Here is a 15705-nt window from a genome sequence, read left to right on the forward strand (position 1 = left end):
GCGCTATCTGTCACTTTCTCTGGAAGTTATCCGTCACGTTCATGATTCTATCCATCTACATACAAAAAAGCCTACTCCGTTAAAGAGTAGACTTCTCTCGCACATTTTTCGAGGCAGCAACCAATGCTTCGACCCTGGCAACATCGCCTTCATGTAATGCCGCAACAATCGCACTGCCGACGATTACGCCGTCACTAAGAGCCCCCATGCTCATCACTTGTTGTGGTGTCGATATCCCAAAACCTGCTAACACCGGAAGATGGCTTGATTGACGTAATCGCGCAAAATGTCCTGCTAAATTTTCAGCAAAACTTGCGCGTGCACCTGTAATCCCATTTACCGTTACCGCATAGACAAAACCTTGGCTTGCTGTGGCAATTCGCGCAATCCGTTCAGGCGGACTAGTTAATGACACAAGCTGTACAATATCCACACCATACGGATTTAACTGATCGCGTAAAATAGCACTTTCCTCAAGCGGTACGTCAGGTACAATTAAACCTTTAACGCCCCCTGAAACACAAGCCTCAGCAAATGATTCTAACCCATACGCCAATACAGGATTAAAATACGTCATCATGACTAACGGGATTGCTATTTCTTCACGGAATGAAGCAAGTGTTTCTAACACTTTGCGCAATGTCACCCCTTCTGCTAAAGCACGTTCACCTGCCTGTTCAATTGTAGGTCCATCGGCTACAGGATCCGTAAATGGAATACCCACTTCAATCGCAGTTACACCCATTTCTTGTAGCTTCAAAATAGTTGGCTTTAATGTTAAAAGTCCTCCATCACCTGCCATGATATATGGCACAAACGCCTTATTACCTGCTATCTTAGCTTGTTCAATTGCCTGCTGTAATGTTGCCATTATACCTCACCCCCAAGTATTGCATTTACTGTATGAACATCCTTATCACCGCGACCAGATAAACATACAACAATGATGTCATCCACACGCATCGTTTTTGCAAGTTTTGCTGTATAAGCAATCGCATGAGAACTTTCTAACGCCGGTAAAATCCCTTCTGTCCGGCATAGTAATTGTAAGCCCTCAAGCGCTTCACTATCTGTGATCGAATCGAATTTTGCACGACCAATATCATATAAATAACAATGTTCTGGCCCCTTCCCTGGATAATCTAGTCCAGCCGAAATAGAATGTGCTTCCTGAACAAACCCATTTTCATCTTGCAGTAAATACATGTAAGCACCATGTAAGACCCCTAGCTGTCCGCCTGCAATGGCTGCAGCATGCTTGCCTGTTTCTAGTCCATTACCTGCAGCCTCGACACCATACAAAGCTACCTTTTCATCGTCTACAAATGGGTGGAACATACCAATCGCGTTACTCCCGCCTCCAATACAAGCAACAACGGCGTCAGGTAAACGCCCTTCTTTTTCTAAAATTTGTGCACGTGTTTCAACACCAATTATGCGCTGGAAATCTCGTACAATTTTCGGAAATGGATGAGGTCCTAAAGCTGAACCCAAAATATAATGTGTATCCTCTACATTCGTTACCCAATAGCGTAAGGCCGCATTGACTGCATCTTTCAATGTTTTTGAACCAGTTTCAACAGATTCGACCTTTGTGCCGAGCAGCTCCATACGGAAAACATTTAATTGCTGACGCTTTATATCCTCGGCACCCATAAAGACAACACACTCAAGATTTAATAATGCACAAGCCGTCGCAGTCGCTACCCCATGCTGTCCCGCTCCTGTTTCTGCGACAATTTTCTTTTTCCCCATGCGTTTTGCTAGTAACGCTTGCCCGATGGCATTGTTGATTTTATGAGCACCTGTATGGTTTAAGTCTTCGCGCTTTAAGTATATTTTTGCCCCACCAAGTTCTTTCGTTAAGTTTTCCGCAAAGTACAGTGGCGTTTCACGACCTACATATTCTTTTAAATAATAAGTTAACTCATCCGTAAATGTTTTGTCCGCCATTGCTTCGTTATAAGCCGTTTCTAACTCCAACAGTGCCGTCATCAACGTTTCTGGTACGAACTGCCCACCAAATTTTCCGTAGCGTCCTTCCTTGGTCGGCACATTATTTGCAATTGATTTCATCATTTTACTCTCTCCTTCTTTACTAGCTGCAAAAAGGCTGCTATTTTCGCGATATCCTTGACACCTTCTGTCTCGACACCACTTGAAACATCCACCATTGACGGTGACACAAGCGATACTGCTTGCTCGATATTTTCTACCTTCAAGCCACCTGCTAGAATTAGTTTTTCATGAGGGATGCCCACCGCTTTGAGTAGCGTCCAGTCAAATGTATGTCCACTACCTCCTTTAAAATCCGTACCAGGTGCGTCGAATAAATAATAATCGACATCATAAAGTGCAGCTTTTTGTACATCCTCTGCGGAACGCACCGATAGCGCTTTAATAGCAGGATACCCTTGCTCACGGATAAAATCAGGTGTTTCCTCCCCATGATATTGCACATAATCTAATGGCACTTCTTTCACTGCCGCCTGTAGCTCCTCTGCTGTTGGGTTGACAAATACACCGATTTTCACTACCCCTTCAGGTACATGCTTTGCTAATTCATGAGCCTGCTCAATCGACACCGAACGCTTACTCGATGCAAACACAAAGCCAATTGCATCTGCTCCTGCCCGCACCGCCGCTTGCACGTGTTGCACTTCCTTCAAACCACAAATTTTCACCTTTGTCATACAGATGCACCCGCTTTACTTACTTGTAAGCTTCGGAGTGCGGACCCTGCATCACCACTTCGCATTAACGATTCCCCCACAAGAACACCACTTGCCCCCATCGTTGCAACTATCTGGGCATCGTCTTTCGTCCAAATACCACTTTCACTAATTAGCACGCGTTCCTCTCCAAATGGAAAGGCTTCGGCAATTTCACGGGTACGCTCTAGACTCACTTCAAATGACCGTAAATCACGATTATTGACACCAATTAGTCTAGCACCGACAGCAACAGCTCGTTTAAGCTCCGCGATATCATGAACCTCTATTAAGACTTCTAGCCCTAAGCTTGTTGCATAGCTATATAGATCACGTAAAAGTTCGTCTTCTAAGGCTGCCACAATCAGTAAAATAATGGATGCACCTGACGCTTTTGCAAATCGAATTTGTACACGATCAATCATGAAGTCTTTACAAAGAATTGGTGTTTCGACAGCTTGTGCTACGGCTGCTAAATCATCAAACGAGCCTTTAAAAAACTCCTTATCTGTTAAAACAGAAATCGTCGCTGCCCCAGCCTCTGCATAAATTTTTGCCTGTTTGACCGGGTCAGCTCCTTCTGCAATGAGGCCCTTAGAAGGCGAAGCACGCTTCATTTCAGCAATAACTTGCACTGTTTGTGATTTTCTTATAGTTTCAAACAATGACCTACGCTTTTTTTCTGTATAATTAGCTAATGGGTCAGGCTGTTCAAGTAATGCTCCAACTTCTAATTTTTTTTGTTCAAGAATTTTGTTTAAAATATTCATCGTCCTACCTCCACTTCTTTAATTTGCTTACTATAGGCAACAACTGCCTCTAATTTCTGTAATGCACGTCCGCTGAATATACTATCCTTCGCCATCTCGACACCTTCTTTAACGGTTTGAGCAATTCCATAACTGAACAATCCTATACCAACATTTAATAACACCGTATCAAAATAAGCACTTTGTTTACCAGCTAGTAATTTCCGCATAATAACAGCATTTTCGTCTGCATTTCCTCCACGAATTGCTTCTAACGGAGCATAGTTAAGTCCCGCATCCTCAGCTGTTAATGCAAACGGAATTAAATCTCCCTTATCCACTAAAACAAAGGTGTTTTGCCCAGCCAATGAGGCCTCATCTAATCCTTGTGGACCAGAAACCACCATTGCTCGCTCTCGACCTAGCATCTGCAAAACCGAAGCATACTCCATCACAAAATTTGGTCGATTAATGCCCGTAAATTGTGTTGATAAAGCCACTGGATTTGTTAACGGACCAACAAGATTAAAAATGGTTGGCTTACCAAGAGCACGTCGCACCTCACCGATACGTTTTAATTTTGGATGAACATTTGGCGCATATAAAAATGCAATCCCTTCTTTTTCTAAGAGCTCAATCGTTTGCTCTATAGAAATATTTGTATGAATACCAAGCGCCTCCAAAACATCTGAACTACCCGACGCAGAGGAAATTTTACGATTGCCGTGCTTTGCCATTTTGACACCAGCACCCGCTAATACAAATGCAGATGCAGTACTAATATTAAATGTATTTAAACCATCTCCACCCGTACCGCAATTATCCATATAAACAGCCGATTTTGCTGGAACATCTAGTGCAAACGACCGCATGACTGTTGCTAGTGCCGCCACTTCATGTGCAGTTTCACCTTTTAAAGACAAGTCCATTAAAAAACTGGTCATTTCATCCTTTGGTGTGTCGTCCCGAAACATCCATTTTGCTGCCTCCAACATTTCTTCATACATTAAATGTTCTCGTTTCCGTACTTTCTCACTTAAGTCTTCCATTAACTTGCGCCTCCTTCTTTTCCTAGTAGTTGTAAAAATAATCGCTCTTCCTCTTCCACTTTGTGAAGTAGTTCTTTTACATTGCTATATTTTGTAACCGTTACAGTTGTTTGCATATACATGATGTCGTTTTCTACCACGATAGATTTCCCTGTTAGCGCAAAATCTAGGTGTCCATTAAAGCCGATAAATCCTAGAGCACCTCCGAAAATACCAGCAGTTTGAGTCGCTTTCATTAACGGATGTTCTGCATATTCCTTCGGTATACCTGTAGAAGTGAAGGGTGGTAAAGTTGCGGCTAATACATCTAAAGCATGAAGCATCGGTAAAATTCGCCCCTCTACACGCGAAGTCATATACATAACCTGCTTTGATCGCTCAATTCTCATGGCATCAATCACTTGAATTGAATCGCGCAAACATACAGTTTGAAGTTCTTTTTGCACAGCAGTAACGACTACAGCATGTGATTTCCTCACTTCCACATTTTCATATAACTTTCGTTCATTTTCTATGTCCTCTACTTTCGTAAGTCCACGTGCATAGGTTCCTTCGGTAGGCGTTGCAATTACTCGTTCACCCTTTACTCGAATAAGGCTTTCTGGTGATGTTCCCAAGACAATATGGTCATCAAACGTGACATAATACATATAGGGGGCAGGATTTTTTTTACGCAGTTGACGATATAGCGCAAAAGCGTCCCCCTCTAAATTTGCTAAAAATTGTTTCGATAATACTAGACGTGCATTCTCTTCATCTAAAGACTCTTTTATTTTTGTTAAAGACATTTCAAAGTGCTCATTAGAGGATGTATCCTTTGTTAGATAACGACAATTTGCATCCTCACTCTCTCTCCCTTTTAACAGTTGCTCAGCTAATTCTTCTAAATTCGGCTCTTTTTTCTCTGCATCAATATTCGTATGAATCAATGTCACTTCGTCTGTTACATGGTCAAAAACAATAATCGTTTCATATACATGAAAATGCACATCAGGGAGCTGCATTTTATCTTGGCCGGCTGCTAATATTGTCGTTGCACCATGACCAACATAGCCAACTGCCCCACCTGAAAATGGGAATTGTGTTGTATTGGAAATGCGCGGCATTAAGCGCTTTAATAATACGAAGAGGTCACCCTTATGCGTATAGGTTTTCTCTGTTTTATAGGAAAATTCTCGTATTTCATCACCTACACCTCTATAGGTTTTCCGCGGATTGGCTCCGATGAACGAGAAACGTCCTGTACTATCATGCTGTGCGGAACTTTCAAGCAAAAATTTGTGCGTACCTTGTAAACGTCTAAAAATTAATATAGGTGTGAGTGAATCACCGTTAATTGTTTTCATTTTTGTTCTTGAGCTCGTTGTTTGCATTTAGACAGTCTCCTTTACTCAAAAATAATTTCATACTAACTGGCTTAGAAAACCCACGGTAAAGTGAAACTTCAATCCCAGAGGTTTTCTTCACCCCTACTGATGGGTAGCTGAACCAATCGGGCTTTTACGGGCAGTTGGTCAACCACCTAGTTAACCAGTTCTCATTATTCACCTTGGGAGTGGGCGTCTTACTGACCATTTATGCGGAAAAACACAAAAAAGCCCTCTGCAAAAAGGATTTTCCTAATTGCAGAGGACGATCATGACCGCGTTGCCACCTCATATTAGAGCTATGTGCTCTCACTTGTGTGCTCCATCTATACTGCCTCAGCTAAATGGGTATTGATTTTGCTTTCGATTCATAAAACATCCATACCTGCTGTTTTACTTTCAAATCAAAAGCTCAATCTAAGGTTATAACCTTATTCAACGATTGTTTGGTAAACCGCTAAAAATAAGGTGGAAGCACCCCCGATAACGTGGGGAATCCGTCCGCTATAAACAATAGCGACTCTCATAAGTCCATTCACATAAGCTACAAATCAGTTTTCACCACCCACTGACTCTCTTACATTGCACACTTATGCTACTACTCTTATTCAACAATTTCTCAGCTATTCTCGACTACCCTCTGCTCATCTGTTCAAAGGCTGATCTCGCTCCCGAGACCTTCTACCTTGTATCGAACGAAAAGTTAGCCTTATTCTATGCCAATCCACAAGAATTGTCAATTAATTCTGATTAAAATAGGTGATCCCATGTGAAAATTTGAAATGTGACGCGAGGGGGAAGAATTACCTCTATCCCCCAGACATTGGAGCCAACATCGTTAACATAAGGGTTAAAGCGACGATTGAAGTCCGTTTTCTACCTATTCTCGTGCCCATTTTCAATTTCATTTCTTCTCTTGATTTCACTCGCATCTTCTCCTATCATTATCTGTTTATTGGGCTACCTTAACGCGCCCTAAGAAAAAGCCTATACGACGAAGATATACTACCAGTGACGCCAGTATGAACGGAGTATGAACAAATGAAAAAAAATGCTACAGCACACATGCAAGAAAGCTTGCACATGATGCCGTAGCATGGATAATACGAGGACCGTGTTTAGATAATGCGAATGAGCGCATGTTGTTACATCAACAAGTTACAAACAAACTTTCATTTTAAAAATTATCTACTGTCTTGCTTTACTTCTTCCATAAATGCTCTGAAGTTTTCAGCGATTTCTTTTGATTTGGTATGGTGTAAATAGTGTGTTCCTTCAAATGTCATCACTTTTCCATGTACAGAATCTTTTACTTGCTCTTCATGTAGTGTTGACCACCCTTCAATTCCAGTACTATTCGGTTGTAAAAAGAAAATAACAGGAAGGTTTTTTGGGAATGTTAAATTTTCAGCTGCTTTAAAATTAGGAAACCTATTTTCTATTTCATTCACAATGGTGGGATTTCTAAAGTTTTTGTAAGAAAGAATTCTCATTTGTTCTTTTGTTTCATCATCAACTGGTAGTGTAGCATATGGGTCAGCACTTAGTTTCATTACCAATCTGCCTAAACCTGATTCTTTGAGTAGTGTAATTACTGAATTAGGTATTGGAGATTCAACAACCTTATCACCATATTGCCTTGGAGCACTGCTATCGATCCCGACAAATGCACTCACTTCGTGTTCATATTTGTTCACATAGTCTAGTCCGTAAATGCCCGCAATGGAGTGACCCATTAGAATATAACGGTCAATTTTAAGAATCTGTAAAGCTTCATGAATTTCACTTACAATATTTTCTGTGCTTCGTTCTTTTTCGGTTGTATCACTTAATCCATAACCAAATGGCTCAATCACTACGACTTTGTAAAATGGCGATAACTCTTCTACTAGCGGCTTAAAATCAAGTGCTGGTGTTCCTGTTCCCAAACCTGGTAGTAGCACGACTGTTTCTTCGCCTTGTCCTTGAATCAAAACATTCATATTTTTCCCATCTACTGTTACAGACTGACCATAGGGTTTTATTTTTCCTTCCTCTGATTTGCTACTGATCTTATCAACGACAAAAACAATGGCTATAAAAACGACGATTGCTATAACTAATGCTGCTAATATTTTAAGTAAAATAATCAGCAATTTTTTCATCTTATTAGCTGGTTTCTTGCCTGTTGTTGTGTCCAAGTCCATTTTCTTCACCTCTCGTATTTTCACGCACAACTTCTCCTATCGTTATCTCTCTATTAGCCTGCCTTAACGGGCTATTAAAACAAGCATATACGACGAAGATGAACTCACTGTGACATCAATATGAACCGAGTATGAACTAGCAAAAAAATGCCACATCATCAAATGCACAGTGAAAAACCGCCCCAAAGGACGGTTTTCATATCACTTATGCACTTACTTTGCTTCTTTCATAAATTCTCTAAAGTTTTCAGCGATTTCTTTGAATTGAGTATGGTGTAAATAATGTGATCCCTCCATTGGGATCATTTTTCCATGTACAGAATCTTTTACTTGCTCTTCATGCAGTGGAATCCATCCTTCTACGCCTTCATTATTCGCTTGTACAAAGAGAAGAAGAGGAAGATCTTTAGGGAATGACAAGTCTTGAGCCCCTTTAAAATTAGAAGATATATGTTCCATTTCATTCAAGGTAGTGGCATTATACATATTTTTATTCGAAATCATTTTCATTTGCTCTACGGTTTGAGCATCAAACGCTAGTCCAGCATAGGGGTCACCACTTACTTTCATGATCAATCTTAAGAGACCTGATTTTTCGACAAACGCAAACGTTTTTACTGGCAATTCGACATCCATACCCGGTTGTGTTGGAACACTGCTATCGATTCCGACAAATGCAGTCACTTCGTCTGGATATTTATTCACATATTCAAGTCCGTAGATACCTGTTATGGAGTGGCCCATTAGCGTGTATCGGTTAATATCAAGCTGCTTTAGAGCTTCATGAACTTCATTTACGATATTCTCCGTTGTTCGTTCTTTTTCAGTTTCATCACTTAGTCCATATCCGAAAGGCTCAATCGCAACAACTTTGTAAAAAGGAGATAATTTATCGATAAGTAGCTTAAAATCAAGCGCTGGTGTAGCTGTTCCATAGCCCGGTAGGAGCACGACGGTTTCTTCTCCTTCTCCTTGAATGAAGACATTCATATTTTTCCCGTCTACTGTTACAAACTGACCATAAGATTCTATTTTTCCTTGCTCCATTTTATTGCAGATAATATTAACGAGAAAAACAATAGCTAGAAAAAGTACTAAGACTATAGCTAAAACTGCTATTATTTTTCCTATGATGGTTAACGTTTTTTTCATTATGTTTACACGAGGTTGTAGAGTGACAAACTCGTTCTCTACTTATACTCGTGCCTACCCTCCCTTTCATTATTTATTCGTATCTTCAATCCACATCATTGTATTCCGGCTACCTTTATAAACCATTAAGTACAGCTTATACAACGAAAGTGTCCTCACTATGACAACAATATGAACGGAGTATGAATGAACAAACAAAAAAATAATTATAGCGTCACATGCTAGGGAAACTGAATCGTAGCATGGAGAATGTGGTTTAGACAATCTAATTGAAACAAAACTATTACAACAAACGTGATGTCACTACACTTACTTTATTTCATCCATATACGCCCTGAAATTTTCTACAATTTCTTTTGCTTTGGTACGATATAAATAATGATCCCCTTCAAATGTCATCACTTTCCCATGTACAGAATCTTTTATTTGTTTTTTATGCTCTGGTATCCATCTTTCAGTTACTTTATGATCCGCTTGTATAAAGAAAATAACGGGAAGATTTTTTGGGAATGATAAATTTTCAGCTGCTCTAAAATTAGCATACATATTTTCAGCTTCATTTAATTGGCTGGGATTATACATGTTTTTGTGTATAAGAATGCTCATTTGTTCTTTCGTTTTATCATCATATGGTAGTGCGGCGTATGGATCTTCACCTAGCTTCACTTGCAATCTGGCTAAACCCGCTTTTTTAAGTAGTTTTAAAGTTCCTATTATTGAAGATCCAATTTCTTTCTCGCTTAGCGTTGGAACACTGCTATCGAGCCCGACAAATGCACTCACTTCGTTTGGATATTTGTTCACATAATCCAGTCCGTAAATGCCTGCAATGGAGTGGCCCATTAGCGTAAATTCGTCAATATCAAGCTGTTGTAAAGCTTCATGCAATTCACTGACAATATTCTCAGTGATTCGTTCTTTATCGGTTTCATCACTTAATCCATAACCAAAAGGTTCAACTACAACAACTTTGTAAAATGGAGATAATTCATCGATGAGCAGCTTAAAATCAAGAGCTGGTGCCGCTGTTCCATAGCCCGGTAGGAGCACGACGGTTTCTTCTCCTTCTCCTTGAATGAAGACATTCATATTTTTTCCGTCTACTGTTACAAACTGACCATAAGATTCTATTTTTCCTTGCTCCATTTTGTTGCATACAATATTAACCAGGAAAACAATAGCTAGAAAAAGTACTATGACTATAGCTAAAACTGCTATTATTTTACCTATAATGGTTAACGTTTTTTTCATTATGTTTGCACGAGGTTGTAGAGTGGCAAACTTGTTCTCTACGTTGTACTCGTGCCTACCCTCCCTTTCGTTATCTATTCGTATCTTCTATCCACATCAGTGTATTCCGGCTACCTTTACAAACCGTTAAGGATAGTTTATACAACGAAGGTGTACTCACTATGACAACAATATGAACGGAGTATGAACAAATAAAAAATGTTAGGGCATCACATGCAACAAAGTTTACACATGACACCGTAACATGGAGAACACGGGGGTTTACATAATTCGAATGTACAACTTGAATGTAGTTACTCTTTCGGTGTTACAATTGGCAAAGTGACAAAGAAAGTCGTTCCTCTGCCGAGTTCACTTTCCACGCGGATGTCGCCTCGATGAAGCGATACGATTTGTTTAACGATGGCGAGTCCCATACCGCTACCAGCATACTTACGACTATGAGAACGATCGGCCTTAAAAAACCGCTCAAATATACGCTTCTGGTCCTTGTAGGAAATACCAATGCCTTTGTCATCTATTCGTACTGTCACATTTTTGCTATCTTGTTTGATGCCGATGTTAATAACGCTGTCATCCTTAGAAAATTTGATACTATTCACAAGAATGTTTGTCCATACCTGGTTTAATTGATCATAATCAGCTTCTAGACGAGCGGCTTCCAAATTAAGCTCAAAACGGATGTTGCGAGCCATCCAATGCGGCTGAATTGCCACGATGACTCGTCTGATTTGTTCATCAACACTAAATGTGTCCAACTGCAAGTGCTGTGACTGCGATTCAAGCATACTCAATTTTAATAGACTATCGCTCATCTTGGACATCCGATCTGCTTCAGTAATGATAATATCGAGATATCGGTTTCGATCGTTTTGTGCGATGTCTTCTTGCTTGAGTGCTAGCGCATAACCTGATATTGAGGTAAGCGGTGACTGAACTTCGTGTGACACATTGGATACAAATTCCCTCCGCATTTTCTCAAGTTGTTGCAGGTCGTGCGTCATTTCTTCGAAGCTGCGAGCTAAAGTACCTAGCTCACCTGTTTGTTTAATATTCAGCTTGACGTTAAAATCACCACCTGCTATATGTCTAGTCGCTTTTGTCAGCTTTTTGATCGGTTTGACTAGGAACATGGCAGCAACCAGAATCAATAGGCTTCCTGCTATCAACGAATAGCTTGAAAAGTTCAAAATCCACTTTATGACAAAAGTTGCGGAAGGGGGGGCGATTGGTTCTACAAACATCGCTTGCTTACCCCTTTCAGTTGTCATTGGCAACCCTAAGAGAACCGTAGAAACTCCACTCGGATTGACTTGAACAATTTCTCCATCTAGTACTTTTTTTACTTGATCCATCGTCACAGTGGCAAGTTTGTGTCCGTTTAGCGCTCCGTAAGACTGGAACTGCCCTGATTCTTCGAAAATTCGAATATGATAGGAATTGAGCTGATTCATGTCACTTACGAATTTGTTTGCTTCACCTAACGGTAATGTCTCATAAATCTTGGCGACATCCCGACCAAAGTTAAGTAAGGGAATTCGCAAGTTTTCGTTTAATTTATCTTCAAATACCCAAGTTGCTACAAAAAAAGCAATGATCGTGCCACCGATTACGGAGACTAGAAATATCAGCACTACGCGTGTATATAAAGATTTGATCATTCGTACACCTCGAGCCGGTAGCCAAGGCCACGTACCGTTTCGATACGAAACTCCGGTGTGGTCGCGAACCGCTTTCGTAGGCGCTTAATATGTACGTCTATCGTTCGATCATCTCCAGCATAATCAATTCCCCAAATTTGATCGATTAGCTGTGCGCGCGTATAGACTTGTCCGGGTGTTCCAGCGAGCTTATACAGCAATTCGAACTCCTTGAGCGGCAACGTGAGTGACTCCGTTCCCCTCATCACTTTATAGGTTTGTCGATCAAGAATGACGTTGCCGATCTTGATTGTTTGCGTGGAGCCAATTCGGTATCGTTTCAATAGTGCCTTAACACGAACCGACAACTCCAACGGATCGAATGGTTTCGTCAAATAATCATTCGCCCCCAGTTCAAATCCCTTCACTTTCTCCCATGTTTCGCCCCTTGCAGTCAGCATAAGTATCGGAAGATCAGGATTGGCCCTTCGGAGCTCCCTACACAACGTCCAACCATCCATCATAGGCATCATAATATCGAGCACGACAAGATCAACTTGCTCTTTAACATAAACGGCTAGTGCTGCCTTGCCATCTGCGGCTTCGACTGTTGCAAATCCGTCCTTACGTAAAAATAAACAGACGAGTTCGCGAATATTCGTATCGTCGTCAGCAACTAATATAGTAGGCATGCGTTCTCTCACTCCCTGTTTTCCACCCCATATTTGAAATCATCATTATACTATAATTAACATAGAAATACCCCTTATCCTCCACGACAGCAATATTAATTAATTCACCCCTTACATAGACGACAAGTGGAACGCTAAACTTCTCTCAAAAATCGAAAACTACTATACGTATGGCGCTCTCTATATCCGTTCACCAATCAAATATAAGATTATATTTTCACTAATTGCTGGTAGTAGCAACGTTGTTCTCCCTCTATTCATTGCTTAGCTTTTTTCATAAACAACCCTTCTCGATAAAAAAAGATGCCGTCTGAATAATACAGACAGCATCTTCTCCAAGTTGCCTAGCGCTTTTATGAAACTGTCCATTGCAAGGACACTTCAAAAAGCAATTAGGTTTGAGATTATTTATTAAACAGTAGGTTCATCAGATCCCCATTGTTTTTTCTCTTTTTTGTGTAGCTGACCATCTGATTTTTTCATCTCACGGATTTTTAGTGAGTACCAGATTTGTGCTGCGATACAGATAGAAGAATACATACCTGTGAATAAACCAATTAATAACGCAATTGAGAAGTTTTGAATAGAAGGTGCACCAAAAATTAACAGGGCCACAACGACGATAATTACTGTTAATACCGTATTCACAGAACGTCCCATTGTTTGACGTAATGATTTGTTAACAATATTCGCCAGTACTTCACGATCTTTAATGGTATCATACTGACTTAAATTTTCACGCATCCGGTCAAACGTAACGATTGTATCATTGATAGAGTAACCGACTATCGTCAGTACGGCGGCAATGAACGTAATATCCACTTCTAAACGCATAAAACTAAATACAGCAACAATTAAGAATACATCATGGAGCAACGATACAATTGCGCCTACACCCATGCGCCATTCGAAACGAATCGCTACATAGATAATGATGCCGAGAGCAGCAAGTGATAAGGCATAAATCGCATTTTTCACAAGCTCTTTTCCGACAGTCGCTGAAACTGTACTAACGGTCGGTTCATGACCATATTTTTCTTCAGTAACTTTTTTGAATTTTAAAATCTCATCTTGTGATAAGTCATCTTTATAACGGATAACCGCTGAAGTGCTCTTTTCACCAGAAGGAACGATATCCTCTGATGGGAAGCCGATGCTATCAATATATTTAGAGACTTCTTCTTTGCTTAATGTTTGGTCTGCTTCAATCTGCACACGTGTACCACTTGAGAAATCAATACCAAGATTTAAGCGGAAAATACCAATAATCACTAAACCAGCTACTAAAATAGCTAATGAGAATGTATAGAATTTTTTACGATTATGCACAAAGTCAAAACGATCAAATTTCGTTGATAAATCTAATGTACCAATATTTTCGTCTAAGCTATGTTGTTTAGATTTTGCAATCCCAAACCAAGCTGGGTTGTTGACGTAACCACTGTTCACAAGTATTCCTAATAGTACTCGAGATCCCCAAACAGCTGTTAGGAAACTTAGTAAAATCGAAATAATTAATGTTGTCGCAAAACCTTTAACAGAGCTTGTCCCAAATTGGAATAGTACAGCTGCTGCTAATAATGTAGTTAATTGCGCATCGATAATAGCAGATAAAGATTGTTTCGAACCTATTTGGAACGCCTGTTTTACCGAGTGTCCCACGCGAAGTTCCTCTCGGATACGCTCCGCAGATAAAATATTCGCATCAACTGCCATCCCAATACCGAGCACGATGGCTGCGATACCTGGTAGCGTTAAGACAGCATTAATCCAGTCAAATACGACAAGGACTAGGAACGTGAATACGCATAGTGTAATAATTGAAATGAAACCAGGTAATCGGTAATAGAATAGCATGAAGAGGAAGATGATGACTACCCCAACAATCCCTGCAAAAACTGTACTTTTCAGTGCTTGGTCACCAAATTGTGCACCGACTGAAGTAGAGTAAGTTTCTTCAAGTTTTACTGGGAGTGCCCCAGCATTTAAAATGCCTGATAAATTTTTTGTCTCTTCAACCGTGAAGTTACCACTAATCATAACGTCTGTCGTGTTTAATGTTTGGCTTACTGCGGCTGCTGATTCATAGCGAGGTTCTGCTTTTTGTGATTCCGCTTTATACGAATCTACACCTTCTTCAAAATCTAACCATACAACTAGTAAGTTTTGACCCGCTGGTTTTGCAGCAATTTCACTTGTAATATCCGCAAATTTTTTCGCATCTTTTAATGTAAGCGAAACAATTGGACGATTTTGTTGGTCAAAGGAATCACTAGCTCCATTTCCCTTTAAATCATCACCATCTAATAATAAATTATCATCGACATCACGAAATGTTAAATTCGCTGAAGTTGACAATAACTTACGCGCAGATTCCTGGTCTTCGACACCCGCTAATTGCACACGAATACGGTTCTCACCTTCGACCTGAATGTTTGGCTCACTGACACCCATTTTATTAATACGGTTACCAAGAGCTGTTGCAGTCGCTGAAACAACTTCTGGTGTAATTTTTTGTCCTTCTTTTAATTCATGAACTTCGTAAAGAACCTCAAACCCGCCCTGTAAGTCAAGGCCAAGCTTGATGTCCTTTAAGACGCCTTCTACAGTCGTACTCATGGTTGCTGTAAAGAGCACCAAAAGCAGCACGAATGCAACAATACGACTTCTTAATTTCATCTATAAATCCTCCTCGAATTGGTGCAAGGACATCCCTTACACTACAAACAAGTAATACTAGCAATACCTTTTGAAGCGTTTATTCCTCCTTTTCATCTAGAATAATGTTACCCGTGCTTCAAAAGAGATTGCTCTACTTATTTCAATCGTTCAATAACGCGCAAATTCATACAGCTTATTTTTGTCGAAACTTGTACAAAGTAAAAAAGCGCAACACACTCATTATGAA

Annotated in this window: 12 protein-coding genes; all 12 read right to left on the reverse strand. The window is 40.2% G+C overall.

The genetic code is table 11. The features are described from left to right. Positions 1-79: 79 nt before the first annotated feature. Positions 80-871 (reverse strand): tryptophan synthase subunit alpha, encoded by a 792-nt coding sequence (gene trpA / locus ACQKII_RS06005; protein WP_427457267.1) that lies wholly within the window; start codon positions 869-871, stop codon positions 80-82. Further along, on the reverse strand, positions 871-2079 hold the full coding sequence (gene trpB / locus ACQKII_RS06010) for a tryptophan synthase subunit beta (RefSeq protein ID WP_427457269.1): 1209 nt from the start codon (positions 2077-2079) through the stop codon (positions 871-873). Before trpB ends, trpA begins: the two co-directional genes overlap by 1 nt. Continuing rightward, a complete protein-coding gene (locus tag ACQKII_RS06015) occupies positions 2076-2693 on the reverse strand; it encodes a phosphoribosylanthranilate isomerase (RefSeq protein WP_427457271.1) in 618 nt (205 codons plus the stop codon). Before ACQKII_RS06015 ends, trpB begins: the two co-directional genes overlap by 4 nt. Continuing rightward, a complete protein-coding gene (gene trpC, locus ACQKII_RS06020) occupies positions 2690-3481 on the reverse strand; it encodes an indole-3-glycerol phosphate synthase TrpC (protein ID WP_427457273.1) in 792 nt (263 codons plus the stop codon). The genes ACQKII_RS06015 and trpC overlap by 4 nt, the downstream gene beginning before the upstream one ends. Then, positions 3478-4509: an anthranilate phosphoribosyltransferase gene (trpD, locus tag ACQKII_RS06025; RefSeq protein ID WP_427457274.1), complete on the reverse strand. Its 1032-nt coding sequence runs from the start codon at positions 4507-4509 to the stop codon at positions 3478-3480. The genes trpC and trpD overlap by 4 nt, the downstream gene beginning before the upstream one ends. After that, entirely contained in the window at positions 4509-5882 is a 1374-nt protein-coding gene (locus ACQKII_RS06030; protein ID WP_427457276.1) for a chorismate-binding protein, read from the reverse strand. Before ACQKII_RS06030 ends, trpD begins: the two co-directional genes overlap by 1 nt. 1178 nt (positions 5883-7060) lie before the next feature. Then, the gene (locus ACQKII_RS06035; RefSeq protein WP_427457475.1) at positions 7061-8062 is read right to left on the reverse strand and encodes an alpha/beta fold hydrolase; all 1002 of its coding nucleotides are present in this window, start codon (positions 8060-8062) and stop codon (positions 7061-7063) included. A gap of 213 nt (positions 8063-8275) precedes the next feature. Next, complete coding sequence (locus tag ACQKII_RS06040) at positions 8276-9214, reverse strand: alpha/beta fold hydrolase (protein WP_427457278.1); 939 nt, start codon at positions 9212-9214, stop codon at positions 8276-8278. A 309-nt stretch (positions 9215-9523) separates the two neighbouring features. Next, on the reverse strand, positions 9524-10465 hold the full coding sequence (locus ACQKII_RS06045; protein ID WP_427457280.1) for an alpha/beta fold hydrolase: 942 nt from the start codon (positions 10463-10465) through the stop codon (positions 9524-9526). A gap of 293 nt (positions 10466-10758) precedes the next feature. Then, entirely contained in the window at positions 10759-12126 is a 1368-nt protein-coding gene (locus tag ACQKII_RS06050) for a sensor histidine kinase (protein WP_427457282.1), read from the reverse strand. After that, complete coding sequence (locus ACQKII_RS06055; RefSeq protein ID WP_427457284.1) at positions 12123-12797, reverse strand: response regulator transcription factor; 675 nt, start codon at positions 12795-12797, stop codon at positions 12123-12125. Before ACQKII_RS06055 ends, ACQKII_RS06050 begins: the two co-directional genes overlap by 4 nt. Before the next feature lie 411 nt (positions 12798-13208). After that, the gene (gene secDF / locus ACQKII_RS06060; protein ID WP_427457286.1) at positions 13209-15476 is read right to left on the reverse strand and encodes a protein translocase subunit SecDF; all 2268 of its coding nucleotides are present in this window, start codon (positions 15474-15476) and stop codon (positions 13209-13211) included. Positions 15477-15705 lie beyond the last annotated feature (229 nt).

It is taken from the genome of Lysinibacillus sp. NPDC048646, from assembly GCF_050272295.1.
Taxonomy (GTDB): Bacteria; Bacillota; Bacilli; order Bacillales_A; family Planococcaceae; genus Lysinibacillus.